The 23,528-nt window shown below is 73.0% G+C and carries 12 protein-coding genes, 2 tRNA genes, 3 rRNA genes and 1 pseudogene; all 18 read right to left on the bottom strand.

Features of this window, described 5'->3' with window-relative positions:
* Nucleotides 1-147 precede the first annotated feature (147 nt).
* Nucleotides 148-759, bottom strand: a pseudogene (udk, locus tag E1B22_RS04305) (uridine kinase); the annotation flags it as partial.
* Between the two features lie 76 nt (nt 760-835).
* Nucleotides 836-952 (bottom strand): 5S ribosomal RNA (gene rrf / locus E1B22_RS04300).
* 92 nt (nt 953-1,044) lie between these two features.
* Nucleotides 1,045-4,028: ribosomal RNA gene (locus tag E1B22_RS04295) — 23S ribosomal RNA — on the bottom strand.
* 160 nt (nt 4,029-4,188) lie between these two features.
* Nucleotides 4,189-4,261 (bottom strand) — tRNA-Ala (locus E1B22_RS04290).
* 26 nt (nt 4,262-4,287) lie between these two features.
* A tRNA-Ile gene (locus tag E1B22_RS04285) sits at nt 4,288-4,361 on the bottom strand.
* A gap of 156 nt (nt 4,362-4,517) precedes the next feature.
* A 16S ribosomal RNA gene (locus E1B22_RS04280) occupies nt 4,518-6,125 on the bottom strand.
* The 16S, 23S and 5S rRNA genes sit together here with 2 tRNA genes alongside, the layout of an rRNA operon.
* 521 nt (nt 6,126-6,646) lie before the next feature.
* Nucleotides 6,647-8,281, bottom strand: coding sequence for a lysine--tRNA ligase (lysS, locus tag E1B22_RS04275; RefSeq protein WP_243123721.1), 1,635 nt, complete (start codon nt 8,279-8,281; stop codon nt 6,647-6,649).
* Between the two features lie 458 nt (nt 8,282-8,739).
* Entirely contained in the window at nt 8,740-9,222 is a 483-nt protein-coding gene (greA, locus tag E1B22_RS04270; protein ID WP_135224695.1) for a transcription elongation factor GreA, read from the bottom strand.
* A gap of 520 nt (nt 9,223-9,742) precedes the next feature.
* A complete protein-coding gene (locus E1B22_RS04265) occupies nt 9,743-10,696 on the bottom strand; it encodes a quinate 5-dehydrogenase (RefSeq protein WP_135224694.1) in 954 nt (317 codons plus the stop codon).
* A gap of 166 nt (nt 10,697-10,862) precedes the next feature.
* Nucleotides 10,863-11,282, bottom strand: coding sequence for a bifunctional nuclease family protein (locus E1B22_RS04260; RefSeq protein ID WP_242822472.1), 420 nt, complete (start codon nt 11,280-11,282; stop codon nt 10,863-10,865).
* Nucleotides 11,283-11,461: 179 nt separating this feature from the next.
* Complete coding sequence (locus E1B22_RS04255) at nt 11,462-12,298, bottom strand: type III pantothenate kinase (protein WP_243123719.1); 837 nt, start codon at nt 12,296-12,298, stop codon at nt 11,462-11,464.
* 150 nt (nt 12,299-12,448) lie between these two features.
* A complete protein-coding gene (locus E1B22_RS04250) occupies nt 12,449-13,591 on the bottom strand; it encodes a P1 family peptidase (protein ID WP_243123717.1) in 1,143 nt (380 codons plus the stop codon).
* Between the two features lie 106 nt (nt 13,592-13,697).
* Nucleotides 13,698-14,324 (bottom strand): 2-amino-4-hydroxy-6-hydroxymethyldihydropteridine diphosphokinase, encoded by a 627-nt coding sequence (gene folK / locus E1B22_RS04245; RefSeq protein WP_243123716.1) that lies wholly within the window; start codon nt 14,322-14,324, stop codon nt 13,698-13,700.
* Nucleotides 14,299-15,657 (bottom strand): dihydropteroate synthase, encoded by a 1,359-nt coding sequence (gene folP, locus E1B22_RS04240; RefSeq protein ID WP_135224691.1) that lies wholly within the window; start codon nt 15,655-15,657, stop codon nt 14,299-14,301. Before folP ends, folK begins: the two co-directional genes overlap by 26 nt.
* Entirely contained in the window at nt 15,654-17,699 is a 2,046-nt protein-coding gene (gene hutH / locus E1B22_RS04235; protein ID WP_243123715.1) for a histidine ammonia-lyase, read from the bottom strand. The genes folP and hutH overlap by 4 nt, the downstream gene beginning before the upstream one ends.
* On the bottom strand, nt 17,696-18,982 hold the full coding sequence (locus E1B22_RS04230) for a Xaa-Pro peptidase family protein (protein WP_135224690.1): 1,287 nt from the start codon (nt 18,980-18,982) through the stop codon (nt 17,696-17,698). The genes hutH and E1B22_RS04230 overlap by 4 nt, the downstream gene beginning before the upstream one ends.
* A gap of 345 nt (nt 18,983-19,327) precedes the next feature.
* Nucleotides 19,328-21,016, bottom strand: coding sequence for a CCA tRNA nucleotidyltransferase (locus tag E1B22_RS04225; protein WP_135224689.1), 1,689 nt, complete (start codon nt 21,014-21,016; stop codon nt 19,328-19,330).
* Between the two features lie 627 nt (nt 21,017-21,643).
* Nucleotides 21,644-23,491: an ATP-dependent zinc metalloprotease FtsH gene (gene ftsH, locus E1B22_RS04220; RefSeq protein ID WP_135224688.1), complete on the bottom strand. Its 1,848-nt coding sequence runs from the start codon at nt 23,489-23,491 to the stop codon at nt 21,644-21,646.
* Between the last annotated feature and the right edge of the window lie 37 nt (nt 23,492-23,528).

Genomic DNA, 23,528 nt, shown 5'->3' with positions numbered 1-23,528 from the left:
GCGCCCGCCCCTGCGGCGCCGCTTGCGCCGTTGCCCGGCCCCGCCCGCGGGTGCGACCAAATGGTCGGACACCACGCGGCCGTCCCGGTCGGCAGCGGCCGGCGCAGGCCCGCCGCCGGCTGAGGCGGTCACACGGCCGCCGGGCGGCTGGTCGAGGGCGGCGCGGATGCGGGCCAGCAGCACGTCCAGGGCGACGCGGTTGAAGCCGCCCTCGGGGATGATCAGGTCGGCGTACCGCTTGCTGGGTTCGACGAACTGCTCGTGCATGGGCTTGACGGTCTCGAGGTACTGTCGGATCACCGAGTCCAGGGTGCGGCCGCGCCGTTCGATGTCCCGCACCAGCCGGCGCAGGATGCGCACGTCCGCGTCGGTGTCCACGAAGATCTTGATGTCCAGCAACCGGCGCAACGCCTCCTCCGCCAGCACCAGGATGCCCTCGACAACGATGACGTCGCGCGGTTCGACCCGCACGGTGTGCCGGGCGCGGAGGTGCTGGGTGAAGTCGTACACCGGGCGGTGGACCGCCTTGCCCTGTTTCAGGCTCCGCAGATGACGGACCAGCAAGGGGGTGTCGAAGGCCATGGGATGGTCGTAGTTGAGGCGCGCGCGCTCTTCGAAGGGCAGATCGCGGCGGTCCAGGTAGTAGGCGTCCTGCGGGAGGACGGCGACCCGCCCGGGGAGGTGCTGTACGATCTGTCGGACCAGCGTGCTCTTTCCCGACCCGGTCCCCCCGGCGATGCCGATGACCACGGGCGGCATGCCTCGGTCCCTCCGATCCCCTCGATGATAAAACAAAAAGCGGCCCCGCGCGCTCCGGCGCGGGGCCAAAAAGGCGTTCCGGCGGCGACCTACTCTCCCGGGCGGTGGCCCGCCCAGTACCATCGGCGCTGGAGGGCTTAACGGCCGTGTTCGGGATGGGAACGGGTGGGTCCCCTCCGCCATGGCCACCGGAACGGGGTGGGGGTTTTGCCCCTTGAGAACGGCACAGGGATGGGGTGGTGGGGGTGCGGGGCTGCGCTTGGCGATGGGCGGGGGGTGGGTTGGCGGGTGAAGGCCTCGACCGATTAGGACCGGGTCGCTGAAGACCTTGCGGTCCTTACACGCCCGGCCTATCGACCTGGTGGTCTACCAGGGGTCTTACTCCCTTGGCGGGATGGGAGACCTCATCTTGGGGTCGGCTTCGCGCTTAGATGCTTTCAGCGCTTATCCGGTCCCGACATGGCGTTCCAGCCGTGCCCCGGGCGGGACAACTGGGATACCAGCGGTCGGTCCTTCCCGGTCCTCTCGTACTAGGGAAGGCTCCCCTCAAGTCTCCTGCGCCCGCAGTGGATAGGGACCGAACTGTCTCACGACGTTCTGAACCCAGCTCACGTACCGCTTTAATGGGCGAACAGCCCAACCCTTGGGACCGGCTGCGGCCCCAGGATGCGATGAGCCGACATCGAGGTGCCAAACCTCCCCGTCGATGTGGACTCTTGGGGGAGATCAGCCTGTTATCCCCGGGGTAGCTTTTATCCGTTGAGTCACGGCCCTTCCACCCAGGACCGTAAGATCACTAAGCCCGGCTTTCGCCCCTGCTCGACCCGTCGGTCTCGCAGTCAAGCACCCTTGTGCCTTTGCACTCCGCGCACGATTTCCAACCGTGCTGAGGGTACCTTTGGGCGCCTCCGTTACCTTTTAGGAGGCGACCGCCCCAGTCAAACTGCCCACCTGCCACGGTCCCGGACCCGGCTGACGGGCCGCGGTTAGAACGCCCGCCGTCCAAGGGTGGTATTCCACCGTCGGCTCCCCCGAACCTGGCGGCCCGGGTTCGCAGCCTCCCACCTATCCTATACATGGCCGGCCGACGTTCAATGACAGGTTGCAGTCAAGCTCCACGGGGTCTTTCCGTCCAGCTGCGGGTCGCCCGCGTCTTCACGGGCCGCTCAATTTCACCGGGCCCCTCGCCGAGACAGTGCCCAGGTCGTTACGCCTTTCGTGCGGGTCGGAACTTACCCGACAAGGAATTTCGCTACCTTAGGACCGTTATAGTTACGGCCGCCGTTTACTGGGGCTTCGGTTCGGAGCTCGGGCTTGCGCCCTCACCCCTCCCCTTAACCTTCCAGCACCGGGCAGGCGTCAGCCCCTATACTGCGCCTTTCGGCTTCGCAGGGACCTGTGTTTTTGATAAACAGTCGCCTGGGCCTGCTCTCTGCGACCCCCCAAAGCTCCGGCCGCGTGGGCCTTCACCTCAGGGGGCACCCCTTCTCCCGAAGTTACGGGGTCAATTTGCCGAGTTCCTTAGCGAGGGTTTTCCCGCGCGCCTGAGGCTTCTCGCCTCGCCCACCTGTGTCGGTTTCGGGTACGGGCACCGGAAGCCTGGCTAGGGGCTTTTCTTGGCAGTGTGGGATCGGCCCCTTCGCCCCCGAGGGGGCTCGGCGTCGCGTCTCGGGACTCCCCGGGGGATTTGCCTCCCGGGGCTCCCTACCCGCTTGCACCGGCCCTCTCCAGCGGCCGGCGGTACCTACCCTCCTGCGTCCCCCCATCGCTCATAGCGGCTTCGCGGTGGTACCGGAATATGAACCGGTTGCCCATCGCCTACGCCTTGCGGCCTCGGCTTAGGTCCCGACTAACCCTGAGCGGACGAGCCTTGCTCAGGAACCCTTGGGCTTTCGGCGGGCCGGATTCTCACCGGCCTTTTCGCTACTCATGCCGGCATTCTCACTTGCCTGCGCTCCAGCCGACCTCACGGCCGACCTTCGCCGCCCAGGCAACGCTCCCCTACCACGGGCCTGCGCCCGTCCACAGCTTCGGCGCCGTGCTTCAGCCCCGGGTCATTTTCGGCGCAGGGTCGCTCGACCAGTGAGCTATTACGCACTCTTTCAATGATGGCTGCTTCTAAGCCAACATCCTGGTTGTCTTCGCGACCCCACATCCTTTCCCACTGAGCACGGACTTGGGGGCCTTAGCTGGTGGTCTGGGCTGTTCCCCTCTCGAGCACGAAGTTTATCCCTCGTGCTCTAACTCCCCCGGTGCACCGCGCGGTATTCGGAGTTTGCCTGAGTTCGGTAACCCGGGAAGGCCCCTAGCCCAAGCAGTGCTCTACCCCCGCGCGTCAGCCCGGAAGGCCCACCCTCAAGTGGTTTCGGGGAGAACCAGCTATCTCCGGGTTCGCTTGGCATTTCACCCCTACCCACAGCTCATCCGATGGTTTTTCAACACCAACCTGGTTCGGGCCTCCACGCGGTCTTACCCGCGCTTCACCCTGGCCATGGGTAGATCACCCGGTTTCGGGTCGACCGCCTGCAACTCGCGCCCTCTTCGGACTCGGTTTCCCTCCGGCTCCGGACCTGCGGCCCTTAACCTCGCTGCAGACGGTCACTCGCCGGCTCATTCTTCAATAGGCACGCCGTCAGGGCCTCCGCCCCTCCGACTGCCTGTAGGCACACGGTTTCAGGTTCTCTTTCACTCCCCTCCCGGGGTGCTTTTCACCTTTCCCTCACGGTACTCGTGCGCTATCGGTCGCTCGGGTATTTAGCCTTGGAGGGTGGTCCCCCCAGCTTCCCACGGGGTTCCACGTGCCCCGTGGTACTCGGGCACGCACCAACGGAGACCGCGAACTTTCGCCTACGGGGCTCTTACCCTCTCCGGCCGGCCCTTCCAGGCCCGTTCGGCTAGCCCGCGGTTTGCTCACTCCGCCGGGGCCCTGCCAAGCCCCGCTCGTGCGCCCCACAACCCCCGGACGGCAACGGTGGCAGCCTTTCCCACCGCCCGGGTTTGGGCTCCTCCCCTTTCGCTCGCCGCTACTCGGGGAATCTCGGTTGATTTCTTTTCCTCGCGGTACTAAGATGTTTCAGTTCCCGCGGTTCCCCTCCCGGACCTATGGATTCAGCCCGGGATGACGGGGCATTCCCCCCGCCGGGTTCCCCCATTCGGGCATCCCCGGATCGACGCCTGCTTGCGGCTCCCCGAGGCTTTTCGCAGCTTACCACGCCCTTCATCGGCCCTTCGCGCCGAGGCATCCACCGTGTGCCCTTCCTACCTTCATCCCGCGCGCCACCCGCCCGCCGCAGCGCCAACCGCCGCCCCGCGAGCAGGCACGCCTCCCCATCTTTCACACGCCCCTTCCCTATGCCGTTGTCAAGGTGCAAAACCCCCTGGCCTTTGCCCAAAGAACCGCCCCACCATGGGGGCGGTCTTGGTCCCATGTGGAGACGAGCGGATTCGAACCGCCGACCTCCGGCTTGCAAAGCCGGCGCTCTCCCAACTAAGCTACGTCCCCACAGGAAGGCCGAGGAAAAGGGACGGTGGGGATAGGTAGATTCGAACTACCGACCTCACCCTTATCAGGGGTGCGCTCTGACCAACTGAGCTATATCCCCACGCCCTTGACCGGGTTTCTATTATAGCACCGGTCGCCCCGCCGGCCAACCCGGCGCCGTGGGGCGCCCTGGTCCTTGAGAAGGGAGCGGCGCGTTTCCTCGAGGCAGGATCGACCTGGAGGGGACCGGGGCGGGCCCCGGTCCGGCACTCCTTAGAAAGGAGGTGATCCAGCCCCACGTTCCCGTAGGGCTACCTTGTTACGACTTCACCCCAGTCACCGGCCCCACCTTCGACGGCTCCCTCCCCACCGGAAGGGCTGGGACTTCGCGCTCCCGCCAAGCCCCACCCCTTCCGGCGGGGTTGGGCCACCGGCTTCGGGTGTTGCCGGCTCCCGTGGTGTGACGGGCGGTGTGTACAAGGCCCGGGAACGTATTCACCGCGGCATGCTGATCCGCGATTACTAGCGATTCCGGCTTCACGCAGGCGAGTTGCAGCCTGCGATCCGAACTGGGACCGGCTTTTAGGGATTGGCTCCCCCTCGCGGGTTCGCAACCCGTTGTACCGGCCATTGTAGCACGTGTGTAGCCCTGGGCATAAGGGCCATGATGATTTGACGTCATCCCCACCTTCCTCCGGTTTGTCACCGGCAGTCCCCTGTGAGTGCCCGGCCGAACCGCTGGCAACACAGGGCGGGGGTTGCGCTCGTTGCGGGACTTAACCCAACATCTCACGACACGAGCTGACGACAACCATGCAGCACCTGTCACCGCGCTCCCCAAAGGGGCACCCCAGCCTTTCGGCCAGGTTCGCGGTGATGTCAAGCCCAGGTAAGGTTCTTCGCGTAGCTTCGAATTAAACCACATGCTCCACCGCTTGTGCGGGCCCCCGTCAATTCCTTTGAGTTTCAGCCTTGCGGCCGTACTCCCCAGGCGGGGTGCTTAGTGCGTTAGCTCCGGCACGGAAGGGGTCGATACCTCCCACACCTAGCACCCATCGTTTACGGCGTGGACTACCGGGGTATCTAATCCCGTTCGCTCCCCACGCTGTCGCGCCTCAGCGTCAGGGCCAGGCCAGGCAGCCGCCTTCGCCACTGGTGTTCCTCCCGATCTCTACGCATTTCACCGCTCCACCGGGAATTCCGCTGCCCTCTCCTGCCCTCAAGCCCGGCAGTTTCGAATGCACCTCCCCGGTTGAGCCGGGGCCTTTCACATCCGACTTGCCAGGCCGCCTACGAGCCCTTTACGCCCAGTGATTCCGGACAACGCTCGCCCCCTACGTCTTACCGCGGCTGCTGGCACGTAGTTAGCCGGGGCTTCCTCTTCCGGTACCGTCAGCCGAGGGCTCCTCACCCCCGACCTTCGTCCCGGACGACAGGGGTTTACACCCCGAAGGGCTTCCTCCCCCACGCGGCGTCGCTGCGTCAGGCTTTCGCCCATTGCGCAAGATTCCCGACTGCTGCCTCCCGTAGGAGTCGGGGCCGTGTCTCAGTCCCCGTGTGGCCGACCACCCTCTCAGGCCGGCTACCCGTCGTCGCCTTGGTGGGCCGTTACCCCACCAACCAGCTGATGGGCCGCGGGCCCCTCCGGCAGCGACCGCCTCTCCAGCGGCCTTTCCTCCACACCCCATGCGGAGCGCGGACCGTATGCGGTATTAGCCCCAGTTTCCCAGGGTTATCCCCCACTGCCGGGCAGGTTACCCACGTGTTACTCACCCGTCCGCCGCTAGGAGACCGGAGAGCAAGCTCCCCAATCTCCCCGCTCGACTTGCATGTCTTAGGCACGCCGCCAGCGTTCGTCCTGAGCCAGGATCAAACTCTCCTCCGGAATGCTCACCCATCCCGCAGAAGAGCCTCCGGCTCCCCGCGTCGTCCGCGCCTCACCCCACCAAGACCCAGGCGCTCCCCGCACCCAGGCCCCGCAGAGTGAGACCTCCGGCTCGCAAGGCCTGCCTCTCCACACGCCACTCCCTTTTCAAGGACCAGGTGCGCCCGCTTGGGCGTCGCCGGTGTCGTACCGGCAGGTTTGATATTTAGCAGCTCCTCCGGGCCTCGTCAAGGCCCCGCCGCCCGCTTGGGCGGCACCGGTTCGGCGGCGCCTCGCCACCGCCGCGCCCCAGCCGGCCCGAACCGGCGGGGTCGCGCGCCTCGGCCACGCCCTCGGCGCCCGCGATGGCGCTCCGCCGACCGGCATCGGTGAGTATAGCGCCCGCCCCGCGGAGCGTCAAGCGGACTGGGGCCGAGGCGGACACCCGACGTACCCTGCAGGCGCCGCGGGACGTCCCGGGGCCATCGCCGCGGCAGCAGCTGCCCGGCGAAGCCGAACGCCGCCGGCCGATTCGACCGCCTTCAGTCCCGGGGGCGCATCAATGGGAAGAGGATCACATCCCGGATGGACGGGCTGTCGGTCAGCAGCATCACCAGCCGATCGATCCCGATGCCCAGGCCGCCCGTGGCGGGAAGGCCGATCTCCAGCGCGTGGATGTAGTCCTCGTCCATCTGGTGGGCCTCGTCGTCGCCGCGGGCGCGCGCCGCCAGCTGCTCCTCGAAGCGCCGGCGCTGGTCGTCCGGGTCGTTGAGCTCGCTGAAGGCGTTGGCGATCTCCATCCCTGCCACCAGCGCCTCGAACCGGTAGGCCAGGTGGGGGCGGTCCGGGATCCGGCGAGCCAGGGGCGAGAGCACCACCGGGTAGTCGTAGAGGAAGGTGGGCTGGATCAACCGCGGCTGCACGTAGACGTCCACCAGCTCGTCCAGCACCGCCGCCGGCGTCGGCGCCTTGGTCAGCTCCAGGGCGCGCTCCCGCGCCACGCGCTGCGCGCCCTCGTCCGTCAGCACGTCGTCCAGGCGCACGCCGGCCATGGTCTCCAAGGCCTCGGCGAAAGACAGCCGCCGCCACGGCGGCGCGAAGTCGATCTCCTGTCCCTGGTAGCGGACCACCGTGGTGCCGTGGACGGCGCGCGCCACGTGGCTGACCAGCTGCTCGGTCAGCTCCATCATGCCCTCGTAGTCGCTGAAGGCCTGGTAGAGCTCGAGCATGGTGAACTCCGGATTGTGCCGCGTGGAGATGCCCTCGTTCCGGAAGACCCGGCCGATCTCGTACACCCGCTCCATGCCGCCCACGATCAGACGCTTGAGGTGCAGCTCCAGCGCGATGCGCAGGTAGAGGTCCAGGTCCAGCGCGTTGTGGTGGGTGACGAACGGCCGGGCCGCCGCGCCGCCGTAGATCAGGTGCAGGACGGGCGTCTCCACCTCGTAGAACCCGCGCCGGTCCAGGAAGTTGCGGATCTCGCGGATCACCTGGGCGCGGATCTTGAAGGTCTCCAGCACCCGCGGGTTGACGATCAGGTCCACGTAGCGCTGGCGGTAGCGCAGGTCGACGTTCTGCAGGCCGTGCCACTTCTCCGGGAGCGGGTAGAGGGACTTGCCCAGCAGTACGAAGTCCGTCACCTCGACGCTGATCTCCCCGCGCCGGGTGCGGATCACCGTGCCCTCGGCGCCGACCCAGTCGCCCCGGTCCAGCTCGAGGAAGGCCCGGTAGTCCTCCTCCGGCAACGGGCCGACGCGCGCCAGCAGCTGGATGCGCCCGGTCACGTCCTGCAGGTCGGCGAAGGCCGCGCGCCCATGGCGCCGCAGCGCCATGAGCCGGCCGGCCACCCGGACCGCCTGCCCCTCCAGCTGCGGGAAGCCCTCCAGCACGTCGCGCGCATGGTGGGTGACGTCGTACCGCCGGCCGAAGGGATCGACCCCCCGCCGCCGCCAGAACTCCAGCTTGGCGCGGCGGGCCTTCAAGACCTCCTGGAGCCGGGCCCCCTCGGCCTCTGGAGCGACGGCCTCCCGGCCCGTCCCGGCCGCGTGCGCGTCGACGGACGCCGGCGCGACGGGCGCGCCGTCCCCCTCCGTGGCACGCTGCCCCGGATCGCGGCCCGGACGCGGGTGCGCCAGCTCCTCCATGCCACCCCGGCCCGTCCCGCCGTTCTCGCCCACGGGCACGTCCCTCCTGACGGCAAAGGAATGGCGCCGGCCCCTCCGGACCGGCGCGAGGCCAGCGGCGGGAAGCGCATCGGGCGGGCTGCGTTCCTCCGGGACGAACCGGCGCCCCTCCTGACGAACCGGCCGCCGCGCCGCCCACGGGGGCGCCGCGGCGCGCTCCAGTGGGCCCTGCCCCCCGCCGCCCGACCCCCGCGACGGATCGCCGTGCGAGGGCCCGTCCGGACGGGCCGCCGGTCCCCTCAGGCAGGGGGGATCCGGGCCACCTGCGGCCGCGGGCAGGCGGCCCGCCTCCGACCGCAAGCGACCGTTCCGCCCGACCCGCAGAGCGTCCCACGGGGCCTCCCCGCCCGGAGAGCGCCATGGTCACGGCCCCCGGCCGCCCCGGCGACGGATCGCAACCTCGGCCTCTCCGCCCCCGGGCCCTGGCCCGGGGACCGGGCGCGATCCCGCCCTCAGCCCGCCCGCTCGATGCGCACGATCTCGTAGCGCAGGGTTCCCGCCGGCACCTTGACCTCGACGACCTCGCCCACGGATCGGCCGAAGAGCGCCTTGCCCACCGGCGACTGGTAGGAGATGCGCAGGGCGGCGGGATCGGCCTCGTTGGACCCGACGATGGTGTACTGGACCTCCTCGCCGGTGTCCACGTCCTTGAGGTAGACCGTGGACCCGATGTTCACCTTGGTCGGGTCGATCTCGTCATCGTTGACGATGCGCGCGTTCCGCAGCATCTTCTCCAGCTCGATGATGCGTCCTTCCACGAAGGCCTGCTCGTTCTTGGCCTCTTCGTACTCCGAATTCTCGGAAATATCCCCGAACTCGCGGGCCTGCTTGATGCGCTGCGCCACCTCGCGGCGCTTGACCGACTTGAGGTACTGGAGCTCCTCCTCCAGCTTGCGCAGGCCTTCCGCCGAAAGCAGCAGCTCCTTGTCCGTCATCCCCATTCGCTCCTTCCAAGCCGGCCCTCGAAAGGCAATCGCCCCCCGGCGGGTGGGACCGCTGGGAAGCGGTCCCACCCGCCGGGCGAGCGGTGTTGAATTATATGAGGCCGCCTCGCCCCTGTCAAACCGTGCCTGCCGTCCCGGCGCCCCCAGGATGCCCTCCGGCCGCCGGAGCCGTCGGCAGCCGCCCTGGCTGCGGGCTCCTCCTTCCTGGGGAGGAGCCCCGCGCCCTCCCCAGGGCCCGCCGCCGAGGGGCGGTCGCCAGACCCCACGGACGCCTGGTGGAGACCCGAGCGCTCGAGGCCCGGGCCCCGGGGACGGGGGCGCCGCGCCCCGCACGACCGAAGTCCGAGCGCCGGCGGCCGGTGGGACACCCCCCGGGTCCGCGGGTTCGCCACCGCCGGCGCGCGCCGGGCGGGGACCAGACCTGGGTCCCCGCCCGGCGCGCACACCGGGAACCAGGGTTCCCCGCGGCGCCATCCCCCTTGCACGGCCCCGGCTCGTGGCCTCCCCTCGTCTAGCGACCCGGGCTGGGTCCTGACGACCGCGCCGCGGCAGCGCCGGCCGCCGCGTCCAGCCGCTCGATGCGCGGGCGGAAGCCCACGGCATCGAGCAGGCGCTCGTAGTCCGCCGGGCCGAGTTCGTCCGGTCGGCGGCCCGACAGGGCCACCAGCACCGCCTCCATCACGTTGGTGGCGAAGGATCGCCCCCCCAGCTCGGGCGTGGTGGTGATGAGCATCCGCGCGCCGCGCCGGCGCAGCAGCTCGACGTCCTCGGCGGTGACCGTGTTGGTGAGGATGACCTTCCCCCCCAGGGAGGGGGGCAAGTGCCGCCGGATGTAGTGCCAGTCCCCGGCGATGACGTCCGCCCAGGCGAAGAACCGGCCGTGCTTCGGCACGATCTGCTCCTGCCGCTCCCCGGTGGGGTACAGCACGCTGAGGGGCAGGCGCACCGCGATGGGCGCGATGATCCGCGCCAGCCGCTCCAGGGTGGCCAGGCTGCGGAGCGGGATGGGGATGCCCAGGGCGAAGATCAGATCGCCCAGGATCAGCTCGCACCCCGTCTCCGCCAGGGCCTCGGCCATGCCGAACCGATCGACCGCCACGGTCACCAGCACCCGGCTGCGGGCGAAGTCGACGACCCCTTCCCGCGCCAGCTGGCGAACCACCCGCCGCTCCAGGGTGTTCTTCAGCCCGCTCCCATCGACGATGGGCGTCTTCCGCGCCGCCCGGGCCATGGGGAGGGCGGCCCGCAGGACGTAGCGGCGCCGGCCTGCCACCAGGTACAGGTCGGTACCGCCCATCCCGAAGGCGTCCACCTGGCCGTCCAGCTCGCGGATTAGCTGGACCGCCCTGCGGACGTCGCCATCCGTGCCGATGCGCTGGATCTCCACCGTCTCGCCCAGGAGCTCCAGCCGCACCGTGTGATCGCGCCGGGACGAACCCAGGCTCACGCTGACGACGCGCTTCAACCTGCGTTGCCTCCCGTGCCCGGCCCCCGACCGGCGACGGCCGCCGGCACCCGGCCGCTCGGGGCGCGGCCGTCGCCGGGCCGCGCACCCCCGGCACCCCCGCTGCCCCGCCCGGGGCGCCGCCCCCGGATCCCGGCGGTGCGCACCGGGCCGGGACGGCTCCTCGTCACTCCTCGGAGGAGTCGCCGGAGAGGATGTCGCTGCGGACGGCCGCCATCTCCAGGACCGGTTCGGCGACGTAGATCGGCGCGTCGGCCCGCAGGGCGATGGCGATGGCGTCGCTGGGGCGGGCGTCGATCTCCATGATCCCGTGCTCCGTCTGGATGTCGATCTGCCCGATGAAGGTCTCGTCCCGCAGGTCGTGGACCACGACCCGGACGATCTCGCCCTGCATGCGCCGGACCAGATTGACCAGCAGATCGTGGGTCAGGGGCCGGGGGGGCTGCAGACCCTGCAGCTGCAACGCGATGGCGCTGGCCTCGGCCAGACCCACGGCGATCACCAGCAGGCGATCCCCATCGGCCTCCTTCAGCACCACCACGTTACCGTCGGAACCCTGGACCATCCCCACACTGAGGACCTTCATCTCGACCAAGGCCCGTTCCCCCTCTCGGCCGGCCAACGCGGCCGGCACCCGGTTGCGCGCCCTCGCGGCGCGAAACCGGACCGCGACGCCGCCTGGCGGCATCGCGCGCATCGGCAGCCATTCCCTTTCGCGTGTACCGACACCCATTCGCCTCGTGGCAAGCGAATCCTTTAGCCAAATTATGCGCGACCTGGTCGCCCCCTGTCGCGGGCCGTCTCGCCCGGTGCGGGCCCGGATGCCGACGCGGCCGAGCCCGCCAGGCGCTGGTGGATCCACCGCAACCCCTTCAGGGTCAGGTGGGGGTCGACGTGCTCGATGCGCCGCGACTCCGGGGCGATCAGCGGGGCGAGACCGCCGGTCGCCACCACCGGCGCCGGTTGACCGAGCTCGTCCTGGATGCGGTCGACGACGGCGTCGATCTGCCCGGCGAAGCCGTACAGCACGCCGGCCCGCAGGGCCTCCACCGTGCTCCGCCCGATGGCCCTGTGCGGCCGGGCCAGCTCGATCCGCGAGAGGCGCGCCGCCCGGCGGACCAGGGCATCCAGGGAGATGGCGACGCCGGGGGCGATGGCCCCACCCAGGTAGACCCCGTCGGGGGAGACCACCTCCCACTTGGTCGCCGTGCCCAGGTCGACGACGATCACCGGGGCGCCGTACTCGGCCCGCGCCGCCACGGCATTGGCGATGCGGTCGGCCCCCAGTTCGCGCGGGTTCTCGTAGGCCACCGGCATGCCGGTGTCGGTCTCGGGCCCGACGACCAGGGGCTCCAGGCCGAGATCCCGCCGCACCATGGTCACCACCGGCACCAGCGCCGGCGGCACCACCGAGCAGATGGCGACGGCGGTGACCTGTCCGAGGTCCAGGCCCCGGCCCCGCATCAGCGCCGCCAGGGTGACGGCGAACTCGTCCGCGGTCCGCTCCCCGTTGGTGGACAGCCGCCAGCCCGCCACGTGACGGCTGCCGTCGTAGAGGCTCAGCTTGGTATGGGTGTTGCCGATGTCGATGGCCAGCAGCACCTCGGCCCCCGCTCCTCTCCCCGGCGCGCCTCCGGCGCGAACCCCGGGCACCGGCGCCGTGGCGTGCCCGCGGCCGCGCCCCCGGACCCCGGTCCGGCGCGACGGCGTCCCCTCCGCCACCGATGACGGCGCCGGGTTCTCGGCCGGCCCTCACGCCGGCCCCATCCCCGGACCGCGGCCCGCGGCGACGGCGGCGATGCCGCCGAGGGGCTCGGCGCGGAGGACGGCGCGCAGGGCGGCGGCGGCCGTCACCTGGGCTGCCGCCGCGGCCAACGCCATGCGGTCGTCCAGGGTCGGGACGCCGCCCCGCCGGCCCGTGGCCAGCGCGAAGACCGTGTCGCCGTCCACCCACGTGTGGACCGGGTCGACGACGCGGGCGAGGCCGCTCTGGGCCACCTGGGCGATGCGGTGGAGGTCGTCCCGCGGCAGCGCGGCGTCGGTGGCCACCACCGCCAGGGTGGTGTGCCGCCCCACCCCCGGGGAGCCCCCGCCCACGCCGTGGCCGCCCGGCCCACGCCCGGGGCCCCGACCCTCGCCCGCGTCGGCGCCGGCTGGATCCGCCGATGGGCGCCCGTCGGCCTTGGTCCCCGTCCGCCGCGGGCGACGCCCAGGCTCGGCGCCGGGCCAGCCAGGGGCCGTCGGTTCCGGCGGCGGGCCCACCAACCAGCGCCCCGTCTCCGGGTCCCGCACGCCTCCGTAACAATTTAGCACCACCAGGGCTGCCACCGTCCAACCATTGGGGAGGAACCGGCCCGCCGACCCGACGCCGCCCTTGCGCAGGCCGGCGGGCCCCATCACGGCCCCGACCACCGCGCCCGTCCCCGCTCCCACGCTGCCCTCGACCACCGGTTCCCGCGAGGCCGCCTCGCAGGCGGCGTACCCCATGGCCGCGTCGGGGCGCGCCCGCGGGTCGCCGACCGCCAGGTCGAAGAGGATCGCCGCGGGCACGATGGGCACCCGGGCGACCCCGGTGTCGAAGCCGTAGCCGCGTTCCTCCAGCCAGGTCATGACGCCCTGGGCCGCCGCGAGGCCGAAGGCGCTGCCGCCGGCCAGGCACACGGCGTGCACCTGCTGGACCAGCCGGCCGGGGCCCAGGAGGTCCGTCTCCCGGGTGCCCGGCGCCCCACCCCGCACGTCGACGGCACAGGTCGCCCCCTCGGGACAGAGCACGACGGTGCACCCCGTCAGGCCCTGCCGATCGGTGGCGTGGCCCACCAGGATGCCCTCCACCTGGGTGAGGGAGCCGGCCGTCCCTCCGCCGTCCCCGCGGCCCGCTGCCGTCTCCGTCGACACCGCACCCACCTCCCGGACCGGCACCGGCGTCCCCCCGGAATGCCGTGGACCGGCGTGGCCGGCGGGCCCCGCAGGGCAGGATGCCGGCGGCCCGCATCGGTCCCGCCTAGCCGCCCGCTCCCGGCGCCCCCGGGGAGGGCCGCTTCGGTTCCTGCCACCAACCGGGCGACGCCTCCTCCAGCCAGACGCCCGACCGGTCGATGGCCTCGGCCAACCGCCCCACGGGGCCGTGGCCGGGGATGACGGTGTCCGGCGCCAGCTCCGCCCACGGCACCAGCACGAAGGCCCGCTCCGCGGCGCGCGGATGGGGCACCACCAGCTGCGGGGGCCGGCGGATGACGAGGCCCGCGTACCAGAGCAGGTCCAGGTCCAGCGTGCGCGGCCCCCACCGGCGCAGCCGCACCCGGCCCGCCTGCCGCTCCAGCTCCAGGAGCCGCTCCAGCAGCCGGTCGGCCGGGAGCACCGTGTCCAGGGCCACCACCGAGTTCAGGAAGTCCGGCTGGTCGACGACGCCCACGGGGCGGGAGCCGTAGAGGGAGGCGACGCCCACCACCCTCACCCCGGCCTGGCGGTCCAGGGCGGCCACCGCCCACCGCAGCTGGGCGCGCCGATCGCCCAGGTTGGCCCCGAGCCCCACGTAGGCCCGCACCGGGGTCGGGGACGCGGGCTCCCGCTCCGGACCGGGCACCCTGCCCCGCGCGGCGCCGTCAACCGGTCCCGACGCGTCCTGCACGGGATCGCCACACCTCCACCGCCGCGCCCTCCGCCGGGCCGGGCAGGGGCGCCGCGGGCTTGGCGACCCGCACCCGCACCCAGTCCACGGGGAAGGCGTGCAGTAGCTCGGCGGCCAGCTGGTGGGCCAGGGTCTCGATCAGTCGCCGATGCGGCCCCTCGACGACGCGGGCCACCCGTCGATGGACCTCCGCGTAGTCCACGGTCAGAGCGAGGTCGTCCGCCGCGGCGGCCGCCGCCGTATCCAGGCCCAGGTCGACGTCCACGAGGAAGGGCTGCGGGTTCCGGTGCTCCTCGGGCAGCACGCCGTGGCGCGCCTCGAAGCGCAGGGCCCGGAGCTGGATCACGCTGCGGGCGGGCGGCGCCGGCGTCGGGTCCAGACGGCCCGTGGGTCGGGGGACGTCCGGGTCCGCCCCGGCTCCCGCCGCGGCCGGATCCGGTCGAGCCGCGTCCCGCACGGGGGCCGGTTCGTCCCCCTCGCGCCAGCGGGGGTGGCGGACCACGGCGTCCGCCATGCGCACTAGCCGCACCATGGGCGCCACGTCGTGGACCCGCACCACGTCCACGCCGCGGGCGACGGCCAGGACGACGGTGGCCGCCGTGCCCTCCAGGCGCTGGTCCACCGGCAGGTCCAGCACCCGGCCGATGGTGCTCTTGCGCGAGGTGCCCAGCAGCACCGGCGCCCCCAGCGTCCGCAGGCGCGGCAGCTGCCGGATGAGGTCCAGGTTCTGCTCCGGGGTCTTGCCGAAGCCGAAGCCCGGGTCGACGATGACCATCTCCCGCGGCAGGCCCGCGGCCTCGGCGCGCTCGATGGCGGCCCGCAGGAACCCCAGGATCTCGCCCCAGAAGTCGGCGTACGCCGTGTCCCCGTGGGGACGCGCGTGCATCGCCACCACCGGCACCCGGTGGGCGGCGGCGACCGCGGCCATGGCCGGGTCGCGCCGCAGCCCGCCCACGTCGTTGATCAGGGCCGCCCCCTCCTCCAGGGCGACGCGGGCCACCTGGGCCTTGTAGGTGTCGACGGAGATGGGCACGTCGAGCTTGGGCGCCAGTCGCCGCAGGACCGGCAGGAGCCGCCGCAGCTCCTCCTCGGCCGGCACCGGGGTCGCCCCGGGGCGGGTGGACTCGGCGCCCACGTCGATGATGTCCGCACCCGCCTCGGCCATGGCCAAGGCGTGCTCCTCCGCCGCGGCGGGGTCGAGGTAGCGGCCGCCGTCGGAGAAGGAGTCCGGCGTGACGTTGAGGATGCCCATCACGTAGGTCCGGCTTCCCCAGACGAACCGGCGGTCGCCCCACGCGAGGCCGCCGGGGATCACCCTCCAGGTGCGGCTCACGAGGCATCGCCCCCCGCGCCGTCGGGCGCCGAGCGGAGGTGCTCCGCGTCGGACTCCCAGCCGGCGCGTCCCTCGTCACCCGGTCCGCGTTCCCTGGCGGGCTCGGGCTCCGAGCCGACGCGCCCCGCGTCGAGTCCCGAACCGATGCGCTCCCCCGCGCCGCCGGGCCACCCCGCGTCCGGCACCGCGGTGAGCGCATCGGGGAGCCCCACGGCTTGGGGCAGGGGCAGGGGAATGCGGCGGCGCTCCAGCAGCCCGGCCAACCGGGCGATGTCGGGCGCCAGCTCGCGGTCGTCCCCCAGGGGCGGCACTGCGGCCCGCACGGCGCGGTAGACGGTCGCCGTGGCCGGCGAGAGCCCCTCGGGCCCTACCAGGTCCAGCGCCTGGGCCGCGCAGAGCAGCTCGATGGCCAGCACGTGGCGGACGTGCTCGACCACCCGAGCCAGCTTCAGGGCCGCGATCATCCCCATGGAGACGTGGTCCTCCTGGTTCGCCGAGGAGGGGATGGAGTCGACGCTGGCGGGCACCGCCAGGGTCTTGTTCTCGGCCACCAGGGCGGCCGCCGTGTACTGGGCCAGCATCAGCCCGGAGTGGAGCCCGCCGCGGCGGGTGAGGAAGGCCGGCAGGCCGCTGAGCTGGGGGTTGACCAGCCGCTCGATGCGGCGCTCGGCGATGTTGGCCAGCTCGGCCAGGGCGATGGCGGCGTAGTCCAACACCAGGGCCACGGGCTCGCCGTGGAAGTTGCCGCCCGAGAGCACGTCGCCGCCGACCCCTCCCCACCCGTCCCCGGCCTGCGGGACGGACGCCTCCGCCAGGCCCGCCAGGGCAGGGCCGGGGTCGAGTTCCCCCGCGCCGCCATCCGCCCGCGATCCGCCACATCCGACCATCCCCCGGCCGCCGGCGGACCCGTCGGGCCCTCGGGCGGCGTCGTCCCCTCCCCGGGCGGCCCCGGCGCCTGCGCCGGCGGCCGCGGGATCACCCTCCCGCCGAGCGCCCTCGGCCGCAGCCTCGGGGTCGGGGTCTGGGTCGGGGAAGATCAGGGGGTTGTCGGTGACGCTGTTGGCCTCGACGGCCAGCACCCGTGCGGCGTGGGCCAGCGCGTCCCGCACGGCACCGTGGACCTGGGGCATGCAGCGCAGGCTGTAGGCGTCCTGGACGCGCACCTGTCCCGGTTCGGTGACCAGCCTGCTGCCGGCCAGCAGCGCCCGCAGGTGGGCGGCGGCCGCCTGCTGGCCGGGGTGGGGCCGCAGGGCGTGGATGCGCGGGTCGAAGGCGGCGGGGATGCCGCGCAGCGCCTGCAGCGTCAAGGCCCCGGCCACGTCGGCCACCGCCGCCAGGTAGAGCCCCTCCTCCACGGCGAGCGCGCCCAGGGCGGTCATGGCCTGGGTGCCGTTGATCAGCGCCAGGCCCTCCTTGGGCTCGAGGGTGAGGGGCTCGAGATCCCGCTGGGCCAGGGCCCGGTCACCCGGCAGCACGCGCCCGTCCACCTCGGCCCACCCCCGGCCGATGAGCACCAGGGCCAGGTGGGCGAGAGGGGCCAAGTCGCCGCTGGCCCCCAGCGATCCGCGGGACGGCACCACGGGGTGGATGCCGCGGTTGAGCAGCTCCAGCAGTCGCTCGACCACCTCCGGCCGCACGCCGGAGTAGCCCCTGGCCAGGGCGTTGGCCCGGAGCAGCATCATCGCCCGCACCACGGGCACGGGCAACGGCTCCCCCACCCCGGCCGCGTGGCTGCGCAGCAGGTTCTCCTGGAGCCTGCGGGCCTGCGCCGGGGGGATCGCCACGTCGGCGAGCTTCCCGAAGCCGGTGGTGATCCCGTAGAGGATCTCCCCGCGGGCCAGGGCGGCCGCCACGCGCCCGCGGCTGGCTGCCATGCGCCAGCGCGCCCGCGGCGCGAGGACCACGGGACGCGCGGACCGCGCCACCTGGGCAATCGCCTGCAGGGTCAGGCCCTGGCCGTCGATCACCAGCGGGGGCATCCCGGACGCCGCCGGGGCGGCGGCGTCGGCGGCAGCCCCGCGGGGCGGCTGGCGGTCGGTCACCGGCCCTCCGCCCCCCGACCGCCGGCGACGGAGCGGCCCGGGTCCGGGACGTCGGCCGCGGATCGCGACGCCGATGGCCCCGCCGGCTCCGGGGGCTCCGGCCCCGGCGCCAGCCAGCGGCGGTAGCGGGTCAAGCTGACGGCGCCGTCGTCGGTGATCAACAGGTCGTCTTCGATGCGGACGCCGCCGATGCCCGGCAGGTAGATGCCGGGTTCGACGGTGAACACCATGCCCGGCTCGAGGACGGTGTCGTCGCCGGGGGCGATGTCGGGCGCCTCGTGGACGTCCAGGCCCAGCCCGTGACCGGTGCGGTGGGTGAAGTAGGGCCCGAAGCCCGCCTGGGCGATCCGCTGGCGGGCCGCCGCGTCCACGTCGCGGGCGCGCACCCCCGGCCGGGCGGCGGCGCGCGCCGCCGCCTGGGCCTGGTAGCACACCCGGTAGATCTCCGCCTTGCGGGCCGCCGCGGTGGGATCGCCGCCGGGTAGGAGGAAGGTACGGGTGATGTCGGCGGCGTAGCCGTCGACCTCGGCCCCCACGTCGATCCACACCAGGTCGCCCGGCTGCAGCATCCGGTCGCTGGTCTCGGCGTGGGGGACGGCGGAGCGGGGACCCGACGCCACGTGGATGCCGAAGGGGCTGCGGGTGCCCAGCTCCCGCAGGGCCTTCTCGATCTCCCGGGCGATCTGGCTCTCCCGGTACCCGGGCTGGACGGAGGCGCTGCCGTGGCCCAGGGCGGTCTCCACCAGCTCCGCCGCCCGCCGGATGGCGGCCACCTCCGCCGGGTCCTTGCGGGCCCGCAGGGCGGCCAGCAGCGGCTCGGCGGCCTGCCAGGCGACGCCTGGCAGGCCGCCGCGGGCCGCGTGCCACTCGAAGAGGCGCGCCACCCGCTCCTCCATGGCGGCCACCCGCGGCGGCCCGCCCAGCCCCGCCGTTGCCAGGGCCGCGGCCCTGGCAACGGCGGGGGCGGGATCGTCGCCGTCGGCGTACGTGCACACCCGCTCGGGCGCCAGGCCCAGCGCCGTGGCCAGCGGCGACCGGGCCACCCGCTCCGCCTCCAGCCGCGGCACCACCCATGCCGGCTCGCCTTGCCGCGGGACGAAGAAGAGCGCCAGCCGGCTGGCCAGCAGCCCGACCCCGGTCAGATACCACCAGCTGGTGCCCGGTGTCAGGACCACCAGGTCGACGCCGGCCGCCGCCATCCGCTGCTGCAGCGCCGCCAACCGGGCGCCGTGGCGCCCGGTGCCCTCGGGCTCCGCCGCCTGCCGGTTCGTCCGCCCGTCCACGGCCTCGACCTCCTACCCGCTCCGACGCTGCGTCCGGCACAGCCGCCGGGCGCCTCCGGCGCCGCCCGGCGCGGGAACCCGGCCCGCGCACCCCCGCCGCCGCGCCGGCGCCCACCCGCGCCGGCCGGGGCCCACCGCCCCCGGCGTGGGCGCCCGCTGTCGACGGACCCGCGCTGCCGACGGCACCGCCCCCGGCGTGCTGGCCCGCCCCCGACCCGGCCCCGCGGGACACCGCCCACCGCCCCCCAGCGTTGCTCGCCCGCCGCCGACCTGGCCCCCGGGCCGCGGGCCACCGCCCGCCGCCGACCGGCGCGCTCGCCCACCGCAACCCACCCGCGCCGGCCGCTAGCCACCGCCCGCCGTCGTGCTCGCCCGCCGCTGGCCTGCCGCCTGGGCCTCCGCCTCCTCGCGCAAGGCGGCCGCCCGCTCCATCAGCCAGTCGCGGCGGTTGCGGCTGGGGTCGTCCAGCACCTCCTCCAACAGCTGGCGGAGGATCCAGCCGATGGCCGGACCTGGGCCGAGGCCCGTGGCGGCCATGACGTCGTGGCCGTCGACGGCCAGGTCGTGGAGGCTGAAGGCGGCGTCCTGCTCGAGGATCCTCTCCATGCGGGTCAGCAGCCGCAGGGCGCCGCGGGAGATGGGGGCCCGCTTGGTGCCCGAGGCCGCGCGGTCCGCCACCCGCAGGATGATCAGGTCCTCCAGGTAGTCGAAGCCGATGCGCTGGATCAGCCGGCGGATGGCCGCGTCGGTCATGCCGGGGTAGTGGTGCAGCGCCAGGTGATGGCGCACCAGGTGGGCCACGTGCCGCACGGTGTCGTTGTCGTACCGCAGGCGCCGCAGCATGCCGCGGGCCATGTCGGCGCCCACCACCTCATGGTGGTAGAAGTGGCGCTGGCCCCGCTCGTCGACGGACACGGTGCGCGGCTTGGCCACGTCGTGCAGCAGGCCCGCCAGGCGCAGGCGCAGCACGGGCGGGGTGTACTGGCACGCCAGGAGGTTGTGTTCCCACACGGTGTAGGCGTGGTGGACGTTCTGGGGCACGCCGACGCCTTCCAAAAGCTCGGGCCAGATGGGCTCCAGCAGCCCGCTGGTCCGCAGCAGCTCCAGGCCCCACGCCGGCCGCGGGCTGACCAGCAGGCCGGACATCTCCTCGCGGATGCGCTCCCACGAGACGTGGCGGATCAAGGGGGCGCAGCGGGCCAGGGCCGCCTCGGTGCGCCGCTCCACCCGGTACCCGAAGCGGGCGGCGAAGCGCACCACGCGCAGCAGCCGCAGGGCGTCCTCCCGGAAGCGCGCCTCGGGGTCGCCGACGGCGCGCACCACGCCCTCCTCGAGGTCGGCGAGACCGCCCAGGGGGTCGTGGAGCCGGCCCTGGGCGTCGACGGCCATGGCGTTGATGGTGAGATCGCGGCGCTCCAGGTCGGCCCGCAGGTCATCGGTGAACTCGACGCGGTCGGGGTGCCGGTGGTCGCTGTAGCCGGCCTCCCGGCGGAAGGTGGTCACCTCGACGCTGAGGCCGCGGCTGCGCACGGTCACGGTGCCGTGCTCGATGCCCGTCGGGATGGTGCGGGGGAAGATCCGGCGCACCTCCTCGGGCCGCGCCGAGGTGGCGACGTCCCAGTCCTTGGGCGGCCGCGCCATCAGCAGGTCGCGCACGCAGCCGCCCACCAGGAAGGCGGCGTGGCCGCGCTCGTGGAGCCGCGCCAGCACCTCGCGCACGGCGGCCGGCACCAGGCGGTCGAACCGGCGCGCCAGCTCGGCGGGCCGCTCCGCCACCGGCACGGCCGCCAGGGTGCGGAAGGCCGCGGCCGCGGCGCCGTCCGGCGCCCGGCCCGCGGCCCCGTCCGGGGCGAAGCGGGATTCCTGGGACCAGAGGTCCGTCAGCGCCCGGGCGAACTCCTCGCCGGTGCGGCAGCGGCGGGCGATGGCCAGGAGCCGCCCCAGCGTCCGGCGCGTCGCCTCCAGCCGCTGGCGCTCCCGCTGCCGGCGGCGCAGCTTCTCCTCGCGTTGGGGCGTGGCGCGCCCCTGCTCCATGGCCGACCCTCCCGCCGCCCATGCCGGACCGCGTCCTCGCTCGACCGCGGCGGCCGCGGCTCGACCGCGCCCACGGCCCCGGTGCCCGCGGCCCGGGCTCGCGGCAATCCCCATTGTGCCGCACCGCCCGCAGCCTGTGAAGGCTGCGGGCGGTGTCGGGGCCACGGGCGGCGCGTGGCCCGCTGGGTGGGCCGCGTCGCGGGCGGCGCCACCCCGCCCGCGTCGCGGGCGGCGCCACCCCACTCGCGTCGTGGCCGGCGCCCACCCGGGACCGCATCGGGAGCGGTGGCGGCCGCCCGAGCCAGGTCGCGGGCGGTGGAACCGCGTGCGGCCGACCCCCTCCGACGCCCTGGCAGACGGCCGCCGGCAGGACCGGGCCGCGTCGGGGCAATGGCAGCCGCCGCCGGGCCCCCGCGCAGCGCGGCTCGGTCCCATGGGGCCGGCGGGCGTCACGGCGATGATCGGGGCGGGCGGACGACCCCGCGCTGCGCGGCTCAGTGCCATCGCCGGCGGGGGCCTACTGGGCCGTGGTGGCCAAGGTGCCGCCGCGGGGCGGGGCGGCGGCCGGTACCCCGCCGGCCGGTTCCCCGCCTCCTGAGCGGTGCCGGCGCCCCGCGCGGGCACCGCTCAGGAGGCCTTCTCGCCCGCGGCCGCGGCCGGTTCGTCCGCCTCGTCGCGCAGCAAGTCGTCCAGCTCCTCGGCCTGGATGGTCTCCTTCTCCAGCAGGGTCTGGGCGATCCGCTCCAGCTTGTCGCGGTGCTCGCGCAGCAGCCGCAGCGCCCGCTCGTAGCAGTCGTTGATGATCTCGCTGATGCCGCGGTCGATGGCCGCCGCCACTTCCTCGCTGTAGTTGCGCTCGCGGATCAGGTCGCGGCCGAGGAAGGGGGCGTCCATCTTGTGGCCGAAGGTCATCGGCCCCAGCTCGTCACTCATGCCGAACTCGGTGATCATCCGGCGCACCATCTTCGTGGACTTCTCCAGGTCGTCCTGGGCGCCGGTGCTCACCTCGCCGAAGACCAGCTCCTCGGCCGCCCGCCCCGCCAGCGCCATGGTCACCCGGTCCAGGATCTCCTGGCGGGTGATCAGGTAGCGGTCCTCCGTGGGCAGCTGCATCACGTAGCCGAGGGCCGCCCCGCGCGGGATGATGGAGATCTTGTGCACCGGGTCGGTGTTGGGCAACAGCTTGGCCACCAGGGCGTGACCGGCCTCGTGGTAGGCGACCCGCTGCTTCTCCTTCTCGCTCATGACCCGCGTCCTGCGCTCCGGCCCGCCGCCGACGATGCGGTCGATGGCGTCCTCGAAGTCCTGCATGTCGATCTGCTTCTTCCGCCGCCGCGCGGCCAGCAGCGCCGCCTCGTTGACCAGGTTCTCCAGGTCGGCCCCGGTGAAGCCCGGCGTGCGCCGCGCCAGCAGGGCCAGGTCCACGTCCGGCGCCAGGGGCTTGGACCGCGTGTGGACCTTGAGGATCGCCTCCCGCGCCACCAGGTCGGGCCGGTCGATCACGATCTGGCGGTCGAACCGGCCCGGCCGCAGCAGGGCCGGGTCCAGGACATCGGGCCGGTTCGTGGCGGCCATGACGATGATGCCCTCGTTGGTGCCGAAGCCGTCCATCTCGACCAGGAGCTGGTTCAGCGTCTGCTCGCGCTCGTCGTGGCCGCCGCCGTAGCCCGCGCCGCGCTGCCGCCCCACGGCGTCGATCTCGTCGATGAAGACGATGGCCGGCGCGTTGCGCTTCGCCTGCTCGAACAGGTCCCGCACCCGCGAGGCGCCGACGCCGACGAACATCTCGACGAAGTCCGAGCCGCTGATGTAGTAGAAGGGCACGCCCGCCTCGCCCGCCACCGCCCGCGCCATGTGGGTCTTGCCCGTGCCCGGCGGGCCGTACAGCAACACGCCCTTGGGGATCCGCGCACCCAGCTCGATGTAGCGGCGCGGGTTCTTCAGGTAGTCGACGATCTCCTTGAGCTCTTCCTTGACCTCTTCGTAGCCCGCCACGTCGTCGAAGGTGATGCGGCGCTTCTCGTCGGGCTGGTGCAGGCGGGCGCGGCTCTTGCCGAACTGCATCACGCGGCTGCCCGTGCCCTGGGTCTGCTGCAGGATGAACAGGAGGACGGCCACCACCAGGACCATCGGCAGGAGGTTGGTCAGGAGGGTGGTCCACCAGGGGGTCTCCTCGACGGGGCGGGTGTCGACCTCCACGCCCTTGGCGCGCCACTCGCGGATGGTCTCCAGGTTCAGCTCGGGCACGTTGGCGCGGAACCGGGTCCCGTCCTGCAGCTGACCGGTCACCACCCGGCGGTTCTCGTCGTAGACGAGGCGCTCGACCTGTCCCTGATCGATCTTCTCCAACAGATCGCCGGTGGGGATGTGCTGGACTTCGGGGGTCACCGGGCTCAGGCGCTGGACGATGGCGATGACGAAGAAGAACAAGATGACGTAGAACAGCACGTTCTTCAGGATGCGGTTCGGCTTCATCGTGGCCCTCCTTGCGGCCGCTCGGGGCGCGGCCCGC

The sequence above is a fragment of the Thermaerobacter sp. FW80 genome (assembly GCF_004634385.1).
In the GTDB taxonomy this organism is placed as follows: domain Bacteria; phylum Bacillota; class Sulfobacillia; order Thermaerobacterales; family Thermaerobacteraceae; genus Thermaerobacter; species Thermaerobacter composti.
The sequence above is the reverse complement of the archived record's forward strand: the minus strand, read 5'-3'. Positions and strand labels throughout refer to the sequence as shown.

What these genes read in the sequence shown, in the direction of transcription:
- greA (WP_135224695.1), bottom strand. Translation starts at nt 9,222, where the DNA reads ATGACGGACAAGGAGCTGCTGCTTTCGGCGGAAGGCCTGCGCAAGCTG.
- E1B22_RS04260 (WP_242822472.1), bottom strand. Translation starts at nt 11,282, where the DNA reads ATGAAGGTCCTCAGTGTGGGGATGGTCCAGGGTTCCGACGGTAACGTG.
- E1B22_RS04225 (WP_135224689.1), bottom strand. Translation starts at nt 21,016, where the DNA reads ATGGAGCAGGGGCGCGCCACGCCCCAACGCGAGGAGAAGCTGCGCCGC.
- ftsH (WP_135224688.1), bottom strand. Translation starts at nt 23,491, where the DNA reads ATGAAGCCGAACCGCATCCTGAAGAACGTGCTGTTCTACGTCATCTTG.